At 61.4% G+C, this 16300-nt stretch carries 18 protein-coding genes and 1 pseudogene; 8 read left to right on the forward strand and 11 right to left on the reverse strand.

All coding sequences use genetic code 11. The features are described from left to right. Positions 1-3 precede the first annotated feature (3 nt). The gene (locus tag AC0L39_RS05600) at positions 4-426 is read right to left on the reverse strand and encodes a DUF1428 domain-containing protein (protein WP_473261431.1); all 423 of its coding nucleotides are present in this window, start codon (positions 424-426) and stop codon (positions 4-6) included. Then, positions 423-1235, reverse strand: coding sequence for an oxygenase MpaB family protein (locus AC0L39_RS05605; protein ID WP_473261433.1), 813 nt, complete (start codon positions 1233-1235; stop codon positions 423-425). Before AC0L39_RS05605 ends, AC0L39_RS05600 begins: the two co-directional genes overlap by 4 nt. A gap of 109 nt (positions 1236-1344) precedes the next feature. Between AC0L39_RS05605 and AC0L39_RS05610 the strand changes: the two genes are divergently transcribed. The 3 genes from AC0L39_RS05610 to AC0L39_RS05620 all read left to right on the forward strand — a co-directional run bounded on the left by AC0L39_RS05610 (position 1345) and on the right by AC0L39_RS05620 (position 5297). Further along, complete coding sequence (locus tag AC0L39_RS05610) at positions 1345-2022, forward strand: cupin domain-containing protein (RefSeq protein WP_473262292.1); 678 nt, start codon at positions 1345-1347, stop codon at positions 2020-2022. Between the two features lie 84 nt (positions 2023-2106). Next, the gene (cobS, locus tag AC0L39_RS05615; RefSeq protein ID WP_473261435.1) at positions 2107-3096 is read left to right on the forward strand and encodes a cobaltochelatase subunit CobS; all 990 of its coding nucleotides are present in this window, start codon (positions 2107-2109) and stop codon (positions 3094-3096) included. Between the two features lie 47 nt (positions 3097-3143). Further along, positions 3144-5297 (forward strand): transglycosylase domain-containing protein, encoded by a 2154-nt coding sequence (locus tag AC0L39_RS05620; protein ID WP_473261437.1) that lies wholly within the window; start codon positions 3144-3146, stop codon positions 5295-5297. A 17-nt stretch (positions 5298-5314) separates the two neighbouring features. Here the strand turns inward: AC0L39_RS05620 and AC0L39_RS05625 are convergent, their stop codons facing one another. Continuing rightward, the gene (locus AC0L39_RS05625; protein ID WP_473261439.1) at positions 5315-5704 is read right to left on the reverse strand and encodes a PaaI family thioesterase; all 390 of its coding nucleotides are present in this window, start codon (positions 5702-5704) and stop codon (positions 5315-5317) included. Continuing rightward, positions 5697-6197, reverse strand: a complete 501-nt coding sequence (locus AC0L39_RS05630) for a PaaI family thioesterase (RefSeq protein WP_473261440.1) — start codon at positions 6195-6197, stop codon at positions 5697-5699. Before AC0L39_RS05630 ends, AC0L39_RS05625 begins: the two co-directional genes overlap by 8 nt. Positions 6198-6326: 129 nt before the next feature. On the opposite strand from AC0L39_RS05630, the gene AC0L39_RS05635 reads away from it, so the two are divergent. From AC0L39_RS05635 to AC0L39_RS05645, 3 genes are read left to right on the forward strand one after another with little or no spacing between them, the layout of a single operon-like run. Further along, the gene (locus tag AC0L39_RS05635; RefSeq protein WP_473261442.1) at positions 6327-6485 is read left to right on the forward strand and encodes a hypothetical protein; all 159 of its coding nucleotides are present in this window, start codon (positions 6327-6329) and stop codon (positions 6483-6485) included. Between the two features lie 20 nt (positions 6486-6505). After that, positions 6506-7483, forward strand: a complete 978-nt coding sequence (locus AC0L39_RS05640; RefSeq protein ID WP_473261443.1) for a HEAT repeat domain-containing protein — start codon at positions 6506-6508, stop codon at positions 7481-7483. Beyond that, a complete protein-coding gene (locus tag AC0L39_RS05645) occupies positions 7483-8373 on the forward strand; it encodes a transposase (protein ID WP_473261445.1) in 891 nt (296 codons plus the stop codon). Before AC0L39_RS05640 ends, AC0L39_RS05645 begins: the two co-directional genes overlap by 1 nt. Before the next feature lie 2 nt (positions 8374-8375). On the opposite strand, the gene ruvX is transcribed toward AC0L39_RS05645, so the two are convergent. The 7 genes and pseudogenes from ruvX to pyrE all read right to left on the reverse strand — a co-directional run bounded on the left by ruvX (position 8376) and on the right by pyrE (position 13152). Next, entirely contained in the window at positions 8376-8828 is a 453-nt protein-coding gene (gene ruvX / locus AC0L39_RS05650; RefSeq protein ID WP_473261446.1) for a Holliday junction resolvase RuvX, read from the reverse strand. Between the two features lie 29 nt (positions 8829-8857). Further along, entirely contained in the window at positions 8858-10021 is a 1164-nt protein-coding gene (locus AC0L39_RS05655; RefSeq protein ID WP_473261448.1) for a DUF3089 domain-containing protein, read from the reverse strand. A gap of 21 nt (positions 10022-10042) precedes the next feature. Then, positions 10043-10874, reverse strand: a pseudogene (gene lepB, locus AC0L39_RS05660) (signal peptidase I). A 100-nt stretch (positions 10875-10974) separates the two neighbouring features. Next, positions 10975-11376, reverse strand: a complete 402-nt coding sequence (gene acpS / locus AC0L39_RS05665) for a holo-ACP synthase (RefSeq protein WP_473261450.1) — start codon at positions 11374-11376, stop codon at positions 10975-10977. A gap of 116 nt (positions 11377-11492) precedes the next feature. After that, positions 11493-11777 (reverse strand): pyridoxal phosphate biosynthetic protein, encoded by a 285-nt coding sequence (locus tag AC0L39_RS05670; protein ID WP_473261452.1) that lies wholly within the window; start codon positions 11775-11777, stop codon positions 11493-11495. Between the two features lies 1 nt (position 11778). Continuing rightward, entirely contained in the window at positions 11779-12534 is a 756-nt protein-coding gene (locus AC0L39_RS05675; protein ID WP_473261454.1) for a pyridoxine 5'-phosphate synthase, read from the reverse strand. Positions 12535-12546: 12 nt separating this feature from the next. After that, entirely contained in the window at positions 12547-13152 is a 606-nt protein-coding gene (gene pyrE / locus AC0L39_RS05680; RefSeq protein WP_473261456.1) for an orotate phosphoribosyltransferase, read from the reverse strand. A 234-nt stretch (positions 13153-13386) separates the two neighbouring features. Between pyrE and coxB the strand changes: the two genes are divergently transcribed. Both coxB and ctaD read left to right on the forward strand, forming a co-directional pair. Then, positions 13387-14439, forward strand: coding sequence for a cytochrome c oxidase subunit II (gene coxB / locus AC0L39_RS05685; protein ID WP_473262294.1), 1053 nt, complete (start codon positions 13387-13389; stop codon positions 14437-14439). 52 nt (positions 14440-14491) lie between these two features. Beyond that, entirely contained in the window at positions 14492-16225 is a 1734-nt protein-coding gene (gene ctaD / locus AC0L39_RS05690) for a cytochrome c oxidase subunit I (protein WP_473261458.1), read from the forward strand. Positions 16226-16300: the final 75 nt, after the last annotated feature.

Genomic DNA, 16300 nt, shown 5'->3' on the forward strand with positions numbered 1-16300 from the left:
TCCTCAACGCCCTTTGGTCAGGATCGGTTCGAAGGCACCAAAAATCAAGCGAGAGCCGTCAAACGGCATGTCGTCGCCATTATGATTTTCAAATCCTTCACCTCTCATCAAGGCCTCATTGGCTTTTTCGAAAACCTGCTTGTTCGGCCAGATCACCCAGCCGGTGACGATTTTCTCACCCTCGGGGGCATTGACAGCCTTGCGGTAATCGGTGCTTTCTCCATCCGGTACATCGGCCTCCCAAGCCTCCATGACCTCGAGCGCGCCGTGATCCATCGACCAGTTTGCCATGAATTCAGCAGCTTCGTGATATTTATCGCGGTTCTCTTCCGGCACTGACAACACCGCACAGGCAACATACATCGCTGATCCTCCCTCAAGCTTCTGTCGCAAAGCTAATGCAGGAATGCGGCGATTTGCCGTCAATTCTGCCGGAATGCCCAGCGCAGGGTCCGCCCCATGCCCCATGTCGCTGCGCGCGCAGGGAGGGCGGTGATGGCGGGACGTTTGAGCCGCAGCATACCGCGCGCCCAATCTGGCAGCATGGCAACGGCCTCCGCACCGATCATCGTCTGAAGCGCAGGCGGAGCACCCTTCGGGCGCTGGTTCAGCACCAGCTGGGCAACTTCGCGGGCCTCGGGCGAGGCGCGAAGGTCGCTGCGGAGCTCGCGAAAAATTGCGTCGGCCTCGTTCTGCGTTTCGGGCACCGGATCGGCGCCCAGCGCGCGGGCGATCACGGCGAACTGGCGGTAATATTCATCGCGGTCGGCATAAGACATGTCCGGGCGAACGTGCCGCACGTATCCGGCAAGAAAGCTTTGCGCTTCGACCACGTGGACCCATGCGAGCGTGCGCGGATTGTTGGCGATATAGGGCGTCCCATCGGGCAACGTGCCGCCCACCTTCGCATGAATGCGGTTCACCCGGTCGATCGCCTTCATCGCTTCGTCGCGGTGACCGAATGTCGTGACCGCGATGAATTTCGCCGTGCGGCGCAGGCGGCCATGCATGTCCTCGCGAAAATTCGAGTGGTCGAGCGCGCCCTGAAGCGCATGCGGATGGAGCATCTGCAACATCAATCCGCGTATGCCGCCGGTCATCATCCCGACAAGATCGGCGTGCACCATGCGGATCGGCGTGTTGCGTTCGAACAGAGCTTCGTCCGATGGCGGAACCGGTTTCTGGCCCTGGGAAGTGTCGTTGAAGACGCCGCGCACCTGCTCGACAAGCCTCATTCGCAGGGTTTCGATTGGATCGGGCATTTCGACAATGTAATCACACCAATCGGATTTTTCGAGCCGCAGGCCTCTTTAATCTTACGCAGGCACGGGCCATTTCACGGTGATGCAGATCAATGCCGATTTCGATGAGCCTGTTCTCGTCCACACGAAAGCGCTTGCATGGCAGCCCTCACCGATGGCGGGGGTCGAACGCCGGATGCTCGACCGGATCGGAGGCGAAGTGGCCCGCGCGACCTCGCTTGTCCGCTATACGGAAGGCAGCGCCTTTTCGGAGCACACACATTCCGGCGGCGAGGAATTCATCGTGCTCGAAGGCGTATTTCAAGACGAGCTGGGCGACTATCCAGCGGGAACCTATGTCCGCAACCCGGTCGGCACGCGCCACATGCCGCGCTCGGAAGCCGGCTGCACGATTTTCGTGAAGCTGTGGCAATTCGAACCGGACGATCAGGAACAGATGTCGGTCAACCTCGCAAACCTCAAGACTAGCTCCGACCCGGCTCGTCCCGGCGTTCGCAGAGCTGACCTGGCAGACCGAAGCTACGAGCAGGTCGCACTCGAGGACTGGACCGCCGGCTGCGAGGCCACATTAGAGGAAAGAAACGGATTTGAATTGCTGGTGCTGTCAGGATCACTCGACCATTCGGGCGAGACTTATAGCCAGCATGACTGGATTCGCTGGCCGGCGGGAAAGACGGCGTATTTCTCGGCTGGTGGCAACGGCGCGCGCGTCTGGATCAAGCGCGGACATTTGCGTTTCATCCGCGTACCCGGCGAATAACGCTGCAAAAACGGCCCGACTTGCAAATTTAGCAGGTCCAGCTGTCTTGCAGCGCGGCCTCTTGCACTCTAACCGGGGCGCGCAATGAACTCACATTCCTCAGAAGAATTCGCCGGCACGAGCGCCATCCCTTCGAAACCCGACACGACGGTCGATGTGCGCGACACATTCGGCATCGATATCGACTGGCAGGTTCCGGCGTTCAGCGAAAATGACGAACACGTGCCCGAGCTTGACGAAAGCTACGTTTTCGATGCCGACACCACGCTCGCCATACTTGCAGGCTTTGCCCACAATCGCAGGGTCATGGTGCAGGGCTATCACGGTACGGGTAAATCGACCCATATCGAACAGATCGCCGCGCGCCTCAACTGGCCGAGCATCCGCGTGAACCTCGATGCGCATATCAGCCGTATCGACCTCGTTGGGCGCGATGCCATCGTGCTCAAGGACGGATTGCAGGTCACCGAGTTCAAGGAAGGCATCCTGCCCTGGGCGCTTCAACACCCGGTTGCGCTGACCTTTGACGAATATGATGCGGGCCGACCGGACGTGATGTTCGTGATCCAGCGCATCCTCGAATTCGATGGCCGCCTGACGCTCCTCGATCAGAACCGCGTGATCACGCCGAACCCGTATTTCCGCCTGTTCGCGACCACCAATACGGTCGGTCTTGGCGATACCAGCGGTCTTTATCACGGCGCGCAGGCGATCAACCAGGCGCAAATGGACCGCTGGAACATCGTGGTGGCGCTCAATTACCTGCCCGCCGAAACCGAGCAGCAAATCGTCAAGTCGAAGACGCCGGAGGCCGACGATGCGCTCATCGCGGACATGGTGAAGGTGGCTGAGCTCACCCGGCAAGGTTTCATGAACGGCGATATCTCGACCGTCATGAGTCCGCGCACGGTCATCACCTGGGCGCAAAACGCGGCGATTTTCAATTCGGTCGGCTTCGCATTCCGCCTCTCCTTCCTCAACAAATGCGATGAGGCAGAGCGGACTTTGGTGAGCGAATATTACCAGCGCGTGTTCAACGAGGACCTGCCGGAAAGCGCAGCGCAGGGCAGCTGAACCAAGGCACTTGCCCGCAGGTGTAATAGCCTGCTAATACAGTCGTCATGGGAGTATTCTCGCGATTCCGGAAACGGTCCCGGCAGGACAACTTGCGCGACAGCGAAGCGGGATTCTTCCCGCTTTACGAATCGCAGCGTGCCTATACCGGCGATGACGATTTCGCCGCTTCCCCTGCGCCGCGCTTTGTGCCCGATTACGACAAGTGGGATCGGAAGCTTTCATCGCTCGATACCGATGTAGAGCGTGAGCGGCGCAAGAGGCTCCCGTGGTGGCGCCCCGCCAAGTATCGCGGCCGCCGCAAGCGCTGGTGGGCGGTGCGCGTATTCGTTGCAGCGATCCTCGTCTTTTTCGCGCTCGCCGCGTGGCTGGCGATTACCGCGCCGCTGTCCAAATCGCTTGAGCCCATTGCCGCGCCGCAGGTCACTTTGCTGGCTAGTGACGGAACGCCGATTGCTCGCAGCGGGGCGATGGTGGATGCGCCGGTGGAGGTCGATAAATTGCCACCGCACGTAATCGAGGCGTTTCTCGCTATCGAAGACCGGCGGTTCTATTCGCATTGGGGCGTGGACCCGCGCGGCATCGCGCGGGCGGTCTGGACCGGGCGGGGCGGGGGCAGCACGATCACGCAGCAGCTCGCCAAGTTCACTTTCCTCACGCCCGAACAGACACTCACCCGCAAGGCGCGCGAGGCGCTGATCGCGTTCTGGCTCGAAAGCTGGCTGACGAAAGACGAGATCCTCGAGCGGTACCTGTCCAACGCCTATTTCGGCGACAACCAATACGGCCTGCGCGCGGCCTCGCTGCACTACTTTTACCGCAAGCCGGAAAACCTCCTGCCGCAGCAGGCGGCCATGCTTGCCGGGCTCTTGCAGGCTCCTTCGCGCTACAACCCGACCAGGCATTATGATCGGGCGAAACGGCGGATGGACCTCGTCGTCGGCGCCATGGTCGCCGAAGGTTACCTGACAGAGGCCGAGGCGGCTGCCTTGCCCGCACCAAAGCTCGACGTGCGCACCCGCGACGACCTGCCTACCGGCACGTATTTCGCAGACTGGGCACTGCCTATTGCGCGAGAGGGGGTGGAGGCGAGCTATTCGCGCCAGACCTTCACGACGACGCTGGATGCAGGGCTTCAGGCGCTCGCCAGCCGGGTAACCAATCGCGCGGCGCTTGGCGATGCGCAAGTGGCTCTCGTGGCCATGCGGCCCACTGGCGAGGTGGTGGCGATGGTCGGCGGCAAGGACTATGCCGCGTCGCCATTCAATAGAGCCACGCAGGCAGAGCGGCAGCCGGGTTCGACATTCAAGCTGTTCGTCTATCTCGCCGCGCTGGAGGCAGGGTGGGAACCCGAAGACACGATCCCCAACACGCCAATAGAGACGGGCAGCTATCGCCCGAGGAACTCGCGTGATAATTATTCCTCCACGATCACCCTCGAAGATGCGCTGGCGACCTCGAGCAATGTCGCAGCTGTTCGGCTGTTCAACGAAGTCGGGAGCGAGCAGGTTATCCGCACCGCGCGCTCGCTTGGCGTGAAATCACCCATGCCCGAAGGCGATCCAAGCCTGGCGCTGGGCACCTCGACTATGACGCTGCTTGAGCTGACATCCGCTTACGCGGGGGTCGCGGCCAATTCCTTCCCTGTTCGCGCGCATGCCTTCCCGAAGGCGGAGGAAAGCTGGTGGGACTGGCTTTTGACGCCGGAGGACAATGTTTCGAGTCGCGCTCACGGCGACCTTGAACAGATGCTGCGGGCGGTGATCAATCGCGGCACGGGCCGCGCTGCAACGCTGCCGATTGCCAATTACGGCAAGACCGGGACGACCCAGAACAACCGCGACGCGCTGTTCGTCGGATATGCGGGAGACCTCGTGGTCGGCGTGTGGGTCGGCAATGACGACAATTCACCGCTCGACGGAGTGACGGGCGGCGGATTGCCTGCGCGCATCTGGAAAGACTTCATGCGCAGCGCGCTGTCACTGCCTGCTCCCCAGCCGAGCGCGGCTCCCGATCCTGAAGGCCCGATCCAGCCCTTCGATATCGAGGAAGGTGCGACGATCCTGCTGGATGAGAACGGATCGCGCATCACTTTCGACGAGGATGGCATCACGATCAGCGCCGAGGTCGAGGGTGTGCCGCTCGATTTCAGGCTCGACGATAACGGGCTGGCGGTGGAGCCGGTCGAGCGCGAAAGATAAGGCTTAGCCCGCCCGTTTCAGGCCATCAGGATGTTGAGTATCGCCGTCGCAATCGGGCGGTCCGGGTCATCCTGCCACGCCTCGACCGCGATATTGGCGTTGCGTCTGCCAAGCCGGGTGATCCTCCCCTTGGCAAAGCTCGGCTGCGATTGGCCCGCGGACAGATATTGCACGGTGATATTGACCGGCTTGAGCTGTGCCTCGCGGCCTTCCTCAACCAACCGGGCGCGCAGCGCGGCATAGCCCGCATTTTCCAGCAGCCCGGCCGTCGCTCCGCCATGATAGTGCTGCGGTCGCCCCTCGACCGAAGGTCCGAAATCGACTGTCAGGACGGGCACGCCGTCGTCGTAGCTGCTGATCCGGATGCCGAGAGCGCGCGCATAGGCGGGCAGGCCGAGATCAATCATCGCCGGTCCCCGCTTCGCTTCCTGCTGCGCCAGATGAAGGCACCTTGCCCTCGCGCGGATCTTTGCCGATCGTCATGAAAACGCCCGCGACATGGGCGACCGGATCGCTGTGATCGCCGTCATGGGCGATGCCGCGCACGAATGCGGCTGAGCGCGTGGTGCGGTAGCATTCGACCCGGCCCCAGACCGCGCTGCGCTCGCGCGCCGGGCGCTGGTAATCGACCCTCAGATCGAGCGTCGCGATGGGCGCGAACGAGCCTTTCGTCTGCCAGATGGACATCCCGCTGGCCATATCCATCAGGCTGATGATCGGGCCCGAGGCGAGAACGGCGCGATCAGGATCGCCGAGCAGGTCCTCTCGCCACGGCAATTCAAGCTCGACCCAATTGTCCGCATGGGCGCGGTATTTCATCCCGAGCCAGCCGGTGTGGCCGTGCCGGAAGAAGAATTTCGACGCTTCGCTGGGATCGAACCGGGGAAGGGAAGTAGCCATGCGGGCGATCCTTGGAAGCCAAGATGCCCCATTACAATCATTTAATTTCTCGCGGCGCCTTCGTCTCGGCACCTTTGCCAATGCGCCCACCGGCAATTCCGCCGCTGGGCCTATTCGAGGAAAACTGAAATGAACCTTCCGAAAATCGATCTTGCCTCGCTGCCGGGGCTCGAAACGGCGCAAGGCCTGTTCGGCTCGGCCACGCAGCTGAGCGCGAACTACGAGGACTCCGTGGTCGGCATTATGGTCTATATCTACGATACCGGCGGCACGGCGATGATGGTCTGACCCGGCAAGGTCGCGGTACGATGCACGTGCATCCCGACATTGCGGCGCTGCGAAGCGATCCGGCTGCGCAGCGCCGCGCGCAGGCCCGAATGAGCAGCGCGGCTACGGCCTGGAAATCGATTGCCGAGGTCGGTGCGGTGCGCGGCGATATGACGCGGTATGGCGCAGGCGCGGATGTTGCCGATTGCCCGTCATTGAGGGCGCTGCTTTCGGACCACATTATTGCGAGCGATTTTGCGGATCTCTGGCGAGCCATGTTTCTTGAAGCCCTGCACGATGAGCCGCTTGGCGAGATACCGTTTCGCTATCGCTACACTGCGGGCCTTTCGAGCGTGCAATTGATGCATGTAGGCAGGGCGACGCTCAGCCTGCTGGCCTACGAAGAGCGTGGTAAACCCGGGGGCAATGGGCCGGGGACCGCGATGTTCGCGGACCGGCAGAGCCATGAAATCATCGTTGCAGGCTCTGCGGCCGGAACACTGCATCGCAAGCAGCGAGGGGCAACCAATTTGCTACCGGTTCAAACAGAGCAGCGGCGATGGAGTGCAGGCGATTGCATCACGCTTTCGGGGCCTGATGAAAGCCGGCAGATCACGGACGTCGCCGGTTCGATGGTGCTGCTGCAATTGTCCCGCGTTCCGGAGCGGCCTGGCCCGTCCTGCGAATACCGATTGACCGATGGCGCTCTCTTGCAATCGGCGAGCGGCGACAAGTCCGCCAGCAAGCGCCTGATCGCGCTCGCGGTGCTCGGCGAAATGGGGGATGGCCGCGCGCTTGACGTCATGGCGTCCCGCGCGCTCGACCAGCAGGAGGATCCGGATGTGCGCTGGGAAGCGGTGAGGCAGGCGCTCGCGATGGATGCGCGGCAGGGCCTGGCGCTGCTGACGACGCTCAAAGAACGCGCGGACGATCCGCTCGCACCGCCAGCATTGGATCTCGAAACGCAGCTGCTGGCGGCGAACGCCGAACTGGCGCGAGCCATGCGAAAGGCCGCCTGATGCCGCAAGTATTCGACAATCCGTCCGGCGAGAAATGTTCACTGCCGGAATGCATCGAAGCCCTTGCAGAAATCAGCTTCGACCCGCTCGATCCCGGCAGTACGGCGGAGGCGGCAAGGTGGCTGCGGCGCCTGACCAACAATCGCGGCTTCCTCGCCGACCTGCTTGTCGACCGGCTGTGTGGCAGGTCCGAGCACGAGGTCGACAGCGGCTTTGGCCCGCAGGCCATCGTCCTCAGCCCGCTGCGCGGAAACGTGTTCCTGCGCGCAAATATCTGGCCGGCCGAGCACGACTTGTGCTTTCGCAACAGCGGCGCTGCAGCCTTCGTTTACGGCGTGCCGCACGACCACAATTTCTCATTCCTGACGAGCGGCTATCTGGGGCCGGGTTACCGCAGCGACTACTTCGAATACGATTACGGGGAAATCTGCGGATATGCCGGTGAAGCCGCGACCCTGCGTTTCATCGAGCGCAGCGCGCTAAATGAAGGCAAAATGATGCTCTACCGCGCGCACCGCGATGTACATTCGCAATTGCCTCCAGAGCGCCTCTCGGTTTCGCTCAATGTGATGCATGTCGATCCGACGCAGTGCTGGTACGATCAGTACGGCTTCGATCTGGAAAGCCGCGAGGTGACCCGGGTGCTGAGCCCGAATTCGACCGAGACTTTCCTGCGCGTCGCCATCGGGCTGGGCGGAGACGAAGCGCTGGAATACGCGGACTGGGTTGGCCGCTCGCACCCGAGCGAGCGACTGCGGCTTGCCAGCTTCGAGGCCCGCGCAGCCCGGATGAAAGACAATGCGGGCCGAGATCGGCTCTGGCGCAGGGCCGAGGATTCGGGAAGCCGAATGCTCGCAGCGATTGCGAAAGACCGCCGCGCCTTGATCTGAGGTTAGATCACGCCGCCAGCGAGCCGGTCGATCGCTCCTTGCAGGATCACGGCGGCTGCGTGACTGTCGATGGCTTTGGCCCGCTTGGAGCGGCTGACGTCCTGTCCGATGAGCGCAGCCTCTGCGCTTTGGGTGGACCAGCGCTCATCCCAGAGCAGGACCGGCAGATCGAACGCTTCGGCGAGGTTTCGGGCAAAAGCGCGGCTTGCTTGCGCGCGCGGTCCTTCGCTGCCATCCATATTGCGCGGCAGGCCGAGTACCACGCCCTTTGCACCGCGCTGCGTGATGAGCTGTCCAAGCACAGCCTTGTCACGGCCCCATTTGCCGCGTCCCAGCGTCTTGCCATTCGTCGCAAAGCGCCACCCCGCATCGCAGCTCGCTGTGCCGATCGTCTTGGTGCCCAGGTCAAGGCCGAGCAGCACGCCGCCATCGGGCAGCGCCTCCGCGAAATCCATAGCGGACTCGGTGATGAAGCCGCCCTCTGTCAGTTTGCGGTTTCCATGGCCCGCACGCGCCGCTCGACATCTGCCTGCGTGTTCGCCCAGAACAAGGGGATGTCATAGACGTGGTAATTGTTGCCGGGCAGGACGTAGGATCCGAGATCGGGCGGGTCGCCGATCAGCAGCAATCCGCGATCGTCACAGCGCGCCGGGACCGCACCGGGCACGAGCTCACCGCTCGACATGCTGTCATCAGGAACCAGCGTTCCGAGATTGGCGCTTTCGGGTGCAGCTCCGCCGAACGTGCCAGTCAGCGGGTTGGTGCACAGGATTGTGCTGTCTCCGCGAACCTCCCCGTCGAAACCCACGGAATTGGCGTAATACCTCATCACCGAAGACGGATCGGCAGGCTCTGCAAAGCTAGACCATGAGAGCGCGCATCCTGTTTGCGCCGGGGTGGCGCAGGCTGCGATTCCCATCGCCGGAAGATCGTGATCGACCGATATCGGCCAGCCGATGACATAGGCCGCGACCAAGCGGTTCGCCGCGCCCGAACCTTGCACTTCCTCACGCAGCAAGCGGAGCAGATGCAGCGATCCCTGGCTGTGCCCAGCGAGCACGATAGGCGTGTCTTCGTCCAGCGAGCTTACGAAATAACGATAGGCCTCAAGTACATCGGCGTAGGCCGCATCTATCGCCTGCTGACCTTGTGGTTCATCTGTAAGGAATGCGCCCATGGTCGCCTGGCGGTAGCGCGGCGCCCAGATTTCACTCGCACCGTTGAACGGGCTTGCCATGCCGCGCACGTAAATGCGGGCGATCCGCTCAGCATCTTCATCAGCATCTTCGCCAATCGGCGCGTTCCAGTTGTCGCGGCTCAGATAGCTGGTCGAATGAATGAAGAAGACCGCGAAATTCGGCAGCGGCTCGGCATCATCGCGAGATATATTCGCGTCAGACTCCGCTCCCGCTGCGGCGGCGAAGGCAGGCTGCCAGCGGGCAGGATCATCGACGCCGATGCCCGGCTGTGAATACCACAGGCCGGGGTCCTGATAGGCGTTGACTTCGAGCGGCTCGGTCGGAGTAAATTCGCTGGATGGAACCAGGGCAAACGCCGCCAGCTCTTCCTTGAACATCTCATAGCCGATCCGGCCCACGAGAAAGAGGACGATACAGAACGCAATGAGGTAGAGAAATTTCTTGGCCATGATGTTGTTCAAACGCGCCAGCTACTCTTCCGTTTCATACCCTTCGGCAATTGGCGGGCGCAAAGTCGTCCATGCCCGGTCTCCGCGCAGGCTGCTGAACCAACTTGCAGGGTTCCAGGTGGTCGATCCGTCGAGCGAGAAGGTGATGAACTCCGCCCGGTACGCCGATATTTTCTAATGGAATACCTTGGCCCAGCCCACGCGCTTCGGCCGAAGCACGGCTGTCGGCGCTTTCATCGCGGTTGTCGCCCATTACGAACACGTGGCCTTCGGGAACGGTGTAGGCATCGAAGTTATCGAGGATCTGGCGGCGGTGATCGAAAATCAGATACGTCGCGCCATTCGGCAGCGTCTCGCGGTAGGTCTCGACCTCGAAATAGTCCTGACCGTCCTCGCCGGTTTCGCGGTATGGTTCAAAATTGGTGAGGCACGGCCTGCCTTCGCAGATAAGGTTCGGTTCGAACGGAATGCGCACGTCGGGCACCTGTTCGCGCTTTATCGGTGTGCCGTTCAGGATAATACGTCCCTCGCGCACTTCGATCGTGTCGCCGGGCAAGGCCACGACCCGCTTGATATAGTCCTCGTCTCGCGTTGGATGCACGGGGATGACTATGTCGCCATATTCGGGTGTGGAGGGGAACACCCGCCATTCACCGCGCGGCAGCAGGTGGAAGCTCGCAGATGCCCAGGACCAGCCATAGGGGTATTTGCTGACGACCAGCCGGTCGCCAACCCACAGGCCGGGCATCATCGAGGTGGAGGGGATGTAGAAAGGTTTCGCAACAAGGCTGTGAAACGTCAGAACCGCGAGCAGCATGATCGCAAGTCCGCGCAATTCGGCGAACCAGTTGATCTTCTCTTCGCCATTCTCCTCCGCAGCAGTAGAGGAGGCAAGGTCGGCTTTCGCCTGGTTGGGATTGCTGGTGGTCACGGGCTTTGCTTTATGATCACGCTCACTTGGGAATGGCTTCGATTATCACGAATGCCTGCGCCCATGGATGATCGTCGGTTAGGGTAAGGTGAATGTGAGCCTCATGGCCTGCCGGGATCATTTCTTCAAGCCGCTTTGCAGCCCCGCCGGTCAACGCGAGCGTCGGAGCGCCCGATGGCGCGTTGACCACGCCGATATCCTTCATGAATACGCCGCGCTTGAAACCGGTGCCCACCGCCTTGCTGAACGCCTCCTTCGCGGCGAAACGCTTGGCGTAGGTTCCCGCGATGGTGAAAGGGCGGCGGCGGGCCTTGGCGCGCTCGATATCGGTGAAGACGCGGTTTTCGAACCGTTCTCCGAAGCGGGCAAGCGAATTGCCTATGCGCTCGATATTGCAGAGGTCAGAGCCGAGGCCGATGATCATGATGCGTTCTCTCCAGATGCCGCAGCCTCCTGCGCCCTCGACCATTTCGCCCGGACGATATCCCGGCAGGATCGGGGTGGAGGGATGGGGGCGCTAGGGGGCATCGGATAGCGCACTCAGCCGCCACTCCTGATTATCAGCGCTGCCAGCAACATCAGGACGATCACATGCAGGAAAACCTGCGATTTGAACAAGGGATGCGCAAAATCGCCCTTGGCCAGCCGCAACGAACCGACGAAGCCGAAGACTTGCAGCACGACCCAGCTGGCGGCGAAAACCACCATCGCATTCTCTCCGATGGCATAGCCCAGAAACCCCACCGCTGTCAGGAACAGGGTCGAACCGAAGAAAGCCCAGCGTTTCTGCTCGGAGGTGAGTTCCGGGGCCTTGCTGGTGTCCATGCTAGCGCGCATCGTCCATCAGATCGCGCATCCGTTTGATGGCGTTTTCGAGCCCGACAAACACCGCTTCGCCGACAAGATAATGCCCGATATTGAGCTCGGCGATCTGCGGGATTGCTGCAATTGGCTGGACGTTTTCAAAAGTGAGACCGTGGCCCGCGTGCGGTTCGATCCCGTTTTTCGCTGCAAGCGCCGCCATGTCGGCGATGCGCCGCAATTCGCGCGCGGTCCGCTCGCTGTCCCCGTCCAGAATCGCATGGGCATATTCGCCGGTGTGAAACTCGACGACCGGCGCACCGAGCCGCAGCGCGGTTTCCAGCTGGCGCTCATCCGCCTCGATAAACAGCGAGACGCGGATGTCGGCGCTGCGCAATTCGTCGATTATCGGCACCAACGTGTTGTGCAGGCCTGCTGCGTCGAGCCCGCCTTCGGTGGTGCGCTCCTCGCGCTTTTCAGGGACGATGCACGCCGCGCGCGGTTTGTGCCTGAGCGCGATGTCCAGCATTTCGCGGGTCGCCGCCATCTCCAGATTGAGCGGCAGGTCGGTCGCGTCCTGAATTCGCGCGAGGTCTTCATCGCGGATATGCCGGCGATCCTCCCGCAGGTGCGCCGTAATCCCATCGCCGCCGACGCTCGCCACGATCTGTGCAGCCCGGACCGGATCGGGATGATCCCCGCCGCGCGCGTTACGGATGGTCGCAACGTGATCGATATTCACGCCGAGGCGCAATGGGTTGGGATGGAGCGATGCGTTCATATGGCGTGCGGCCTATTCCTTTCGGCTTCCCGGCTTCGTGATAGCTACGCGGGCGAGTTCTTCAGGGATGCTGTCTTCGTCATAGGTCGGAAAATCGAACGCGGCGAGAGGGTAGAACGGCACCCCGAGTTCAACCGTCACGACAGAGCGATCGATCAGAGCGCATTCCGCGATCACTTCGCCGCCCTCGCGCGCGACTGCCGCGATTGCTTCTCGACTGGAAAGGCCGGTTGTGACGACGTCCTCGACCATGAGCACCTTTGCACCGGGGTCGATTGCAAAGCCGCGTCGCAGATGAAACGTGCCCTCGGGCCGCTCAAGAAAGAGAGCGTCTTTGCCAAGAACGCGGGCGACTTCGTGGCCGATAATGATGCCGCCCATTGCCGGCGACACCACAACATCGACCTGCTCGAGAATTTCGGGGGGAATGCCTGCGACGATGGCCTGCGCGAGTCGCCCGGCTCGTTCGGGATTCATGAGGACGCGCGCGCATTGCAGGTAATGACCGCTATGCTTGCCGGACGACAGCTTGAAATGCCCTTCCAGCAGCGCGCCCGAGCTGCGGAATTCGGCAAGCACTTCTTCTTCGGTTTGCGGCAGGTTTACAGAGGCGTTCATAGGCGAGAGGGACTCTATTTTTGCGGTGTTGAAACAGGCAGTCTTGCGCAACTATCATGGCGCATTGCATAATTTTCTCCCTAGAAGCGCTTGAGGCACTGGGCAAGCGCCGCTAATAGGCGCGCGAAGCTGACAGAAGTGTCAGCAATGGCGTTGTCCGGAACCGCTCGAATGGGAGCGGGTTTCGATTGGACAGCATGGGATTAAAATCGAAAGCGATCTGGACACCTTATGATGGGTCACATCCACACCCGTTTGAAACTGGGGCTAATTGCGCTCCTCGCAGCCGTCATGGCGGTCATGGCTCCGCAAGCAGCCATCGCACAGGAAGTCGTCGGAGCAGATGTCCCGGTAAGCGCCGAGCCCCTCGAAGTGCCTGCGGGTGAAACCGAAGCGCCTGACGCGACTGGCGGTTACGTGCCGATGGACCCGACCGAAGGCAAGGGCATGCCGACCAGCGCGAATGACGATATCTGGGCCAGCATGACGTTTCAGGACCAATACACGGCTGACGGTGCCTATGCGCTGGGCATGCACGATTACATCCTCCTGCCGGTCATCACGCTGATCAGCCTGTTCGTGCTTGGCCTGCTGCTGTGGGTGATCCTGAAGTACAATCGCCGCTCGAACCCGGTCCCTTCGAAGACAACGCACAACACGCTGATCGAGGTCGTCTGGACTGTTGTTCCGGTCATCATCCTCGTAATCATCGCCGTGCCTTCGATCACTCTGCTGGCCCGCCAGTATGAAACCCCGCCCGAAGATGCGATCACGATCAAGGCGACCGGTTATCAGTGGTATTGGGGCTACACCTATCCCGATCACGGCGAGGTCGAGATCATCTCGAACATGCTGTCTGACGCTGATGCGATTGCAAATGGCGAGCCGGCCCAGCTGGCTGTGGACAACCGCATGGTCGTGCCCGCCGGTGTGCCGCTGCGTATCCAGACCACCGCCGCCGACGTGATCCACGCCTTTGCCGTGCCGTCGTTGTGGTTCAAGATGGACGCCGTACCGGGCCGCCTGAACGAAAAGATGCTGACCATCGAAGAGCCGGGCCTTTATTATGGCCAGTGCTCCGAGCTGTGCGGTGCGCGTCACGCCTATATGCCCATCGCTGTCGAAGCGCTGCCGATGGCAGAATTCGAAGCGTGGGTGCTTGAACAGGGCGGCTCGCTGCCCGGCGCAGAGGAAATGACCGACGAGGCGCTGCCGCTCGGCCAGGAAACCGGTGTTGAAGTCGATGCCGATTCCGATGCAGCAGACGCCGACATTCCCGCTCCCTGAGCGCGATTCGATATTGAACGACGAATAAGACTGAACCGAGAGACACTGAACGATGGCAACCACTGCAGAAGGTTTTGACGCTCCGACCGCCGGACATGGCGGCGATCACTCGCATGATCACGCGGACCACAAGCCGGGCTTTTTCGCTCGCTGGTTCATGTCGACCAACCACAAGGATATCGGCACTCTGTACCTGATCTTCGCGATCATCGCAGGGATCGTGGGCGGTGCGATTTCCGGCATCATGCGCATGGAGCTCGCCGAGCCGGGCATCCAGTACCTGCAGTTCTGGGCTCAGTTCATGGGCGGCACGAGCGACATCAATACCGCGCTCCACATGTGGAACGTGTTCATCACAGCGCACGGCCTGATCATGGTCTTCTTCATGGTCATGCCGGCCATGATCGGCGGTTTCGGCAACTGGTTTGTCCCGCTGATGATCGGCGCGCCCGACATGGCGTTCCCGCGGATGAACAACGTTTCGTTCTGGCTGACGGTCGCCGGTTTCTTCAGCCTGCTGTTCTCGCTCTTCGTACCCGGCGGTACGGGTCCGGGCGCTGGTGTCGGCTGGACGGTTTACGCACCGCTTTCGACCACCGGTTCGGTCGGTCCTGCGGTCGATTTCGCAATCTTCTCATTGCACCTTGCGGGCGCTGGCTCGATCCTTGGTGCGACCAACTTCATCACGACCATTTTCAACATGCGCGCGCCGGGCATGACCCTGCACAAGATGCCGCTGTTTGTGTGGTCGGTGCTGGTGACGGCGTTCCTGCTGCTGCTCGCGTTGCCGGTTCTGGCTGCGGCGATCACCATGCTTTTGACCGACCGTAATTTCGGCACGACGTTCTTCGATCCGGCTGGCGGCGGCGACCCCGTTCTTTACCAGCATCTGTTCTGGTTCTTCGGCCACCCGGAGGTCTACATCATGATCCTGCCGGGCTTCGGCATGATCTCGCAGATCGTCGCAACCTTCAGCCGCAAGCCTGTGTTCGGTTATCTCGGCATGGCCTATGCCATGGTCGCGATCGGCGTCGTCGGCTTCATCGTGTGGGCGCACCACATGTATACGGTCGGCCTCGACGTGAACACGAAGATGTACTTCACCGCAGCCACGATGGTTATCGCCGTCCCAACTGGCGTGAAAATCTTCAGTTGGATCGCGACGATGTGGGGCGGCAGCCTCGAATTCAAGTCGCCGATGGTCTGGGCGATGGGCTTCATCTTCCTGTTCACCGTGGGCGGTGTGACCGGCGTTGTGCTCGCCAATGGCGGCATCGATGATAACCTGCACGACACGTATTACGTTGTGGCGCACTTCCACTACGTGCTGTCGATGGGTGCGGTGTTCTCGCTGTTTGCTGGCTTCTACTACTGGTTCCCGAAGATGAGCGGTCGGATGCATTCCGAGCTGCTGTCGCACCTGCACTTCTGGGTGTTCTTCATCGGCGTGAACGTGATCTTCTTCCCGCAGCATTTCCTTGGAATGAATGGAATGCCGCGCCGCTATCCCGACTATCCCGAAGCGTTTGCCTTCTGGAACGAGATCAGCACCTATGGCTACATGATCATGGCAGCTTCGATGCTGATCTTCTTCGCGAACCTGGCCTATGCGTTCACTGCTGGCCGCAAGGCGGGTAACAATCCGTGGGGCGAAGGCGCGACAACGCTTGAGTGGACTCTCTCGAGCCCGCCGCCGTTCCACCAGTTCGAAACGCTGCCGGTGATCGAGGACCACCACGATTACCACGATCATATGCCGCGCGACGAGAAGCCGGCCACGGCCTGATCCGCAGAGCCTTCCTCGGGCGGCACAGATGCTGCTCTGATGATGGACAATAAGAAACGGGGAGGGCGCGCTGGC

This window comes from Erythrobacter sp. K21-9 (genome assembly GCF_055808355.1).

Coding starts and splice junctions, on each gene's coding strand:
- coxB (WP_473262294.1), top strand. CDS start 13,387: ATGGGTCACATCCACACCCGTTTGAAACTGGGGCTAATTGCGCTCCTC.
- acpS (WP_473261450.1), bottom strand. CDS start 11,376: ATGATCATCGGCCTCGGCTCTGACCTCTGCAATATCGAGCGCATAGGC.
- ruvX (WP_473261446.1), bottom strand. CDS start 8,828: ATGGATTTCGCGGAGGCGCTGCCCGATGGCGGCGTGCTGCTCGGCCTT.
- cobS (WP_473261435.1), top strand. CDS start 2,107: ATGAACTCACATTCCTCAGAAGAATTCGCCGGCACGAGCGCCATCCCT.
- AC0L39_RS05610 (WP_473262292.1), top strand. CDS start 1,345: ATGCAGATCAATGCCGATTTCGATGAGCCTGTTCTCGTCCACACGAAA.
- AC0L39_RS05630 (WP_473261440.1), bottom strand. CDS start 6,197: ATGGCTACTTCCCTTCCCCGGTTCGATCCCAGCGAAGCGTCGAAATTC.
- AC0L39_RS05625 (WP_473261439.1), bottom strand. CDS start 5,704: ATGATTGATCTCGGCCTGCCCGCCTATGCGCGCGCTCTCGGCATCCGG.
- AC0L39_RS05620 (WP_473261437.1), top strand. CDS start 3,144: ATGGGAGTATTCTCGCGATTCCGGAAACGGTCCCGGCAGGACAACTTG.
- AC0L39_RS05655 (WP_473261448.1), bottom strand. CDS start 10,021: ATGGCCAAGAAATTTCTCTACCTCATTGCGTTCTGTATCGTCCTCTTT.
- AC0L39_RS05670 (WP_473261452.1), bottom strand. CDS start 11,777: ATGGACACCAGCAAGGCCCCGGAACTCACCTCCGAGCAGAAACGCTGG.
- AC0L39_RS05675 (WP_473261454.1), bottom strand. CDS start 12,534: ATGAACGCATCGCTCCATCCCAACCCATTGCGCCTCGGCGTGAATATC.
- AC0L39_RS05605 (WP_473261433.1), bottom strand. CDS start 1,235: ATGAGGCTTGTCGAGCAGGTGCGCGGCGTCTTCAACGACACTTCCCAG.
- pyrE (WP_473261456.1), bottom strand. CDS start 13,152: ATGAACGCCTCTGTAAACCTGCCGCAAACCGAAGAAGAAGTGCTTGCC.
- AC0L39_RS05645 (WP_473261445.1), top strand. CDS start 7,483: ATGCCGCAAGTATTCGACAATCCGTCCGGCGAGAAATGTTCACTGCCG.
- ctaD (WP_473261458.1), top strand. CDS start 14,492: ATGGCAACCACTGCAGAAGGTTTTGACGCTCCGACCGCCGGACATGGC.
- AC0L39_RS05635 (WP_473261442.1), top strand. CDS start 6,327: ATGAACCTTCCGAAAATCGATCTTGCCTCGCTGCCGGGGCTCGAAACG.
- AC0L39_RS05640 (WP_473261443.1), top strand. CDS start 6,506: ATGCACGTGCATCCCGACATTGCGGCGCTGCGAAGCGATCCGGCTGCG.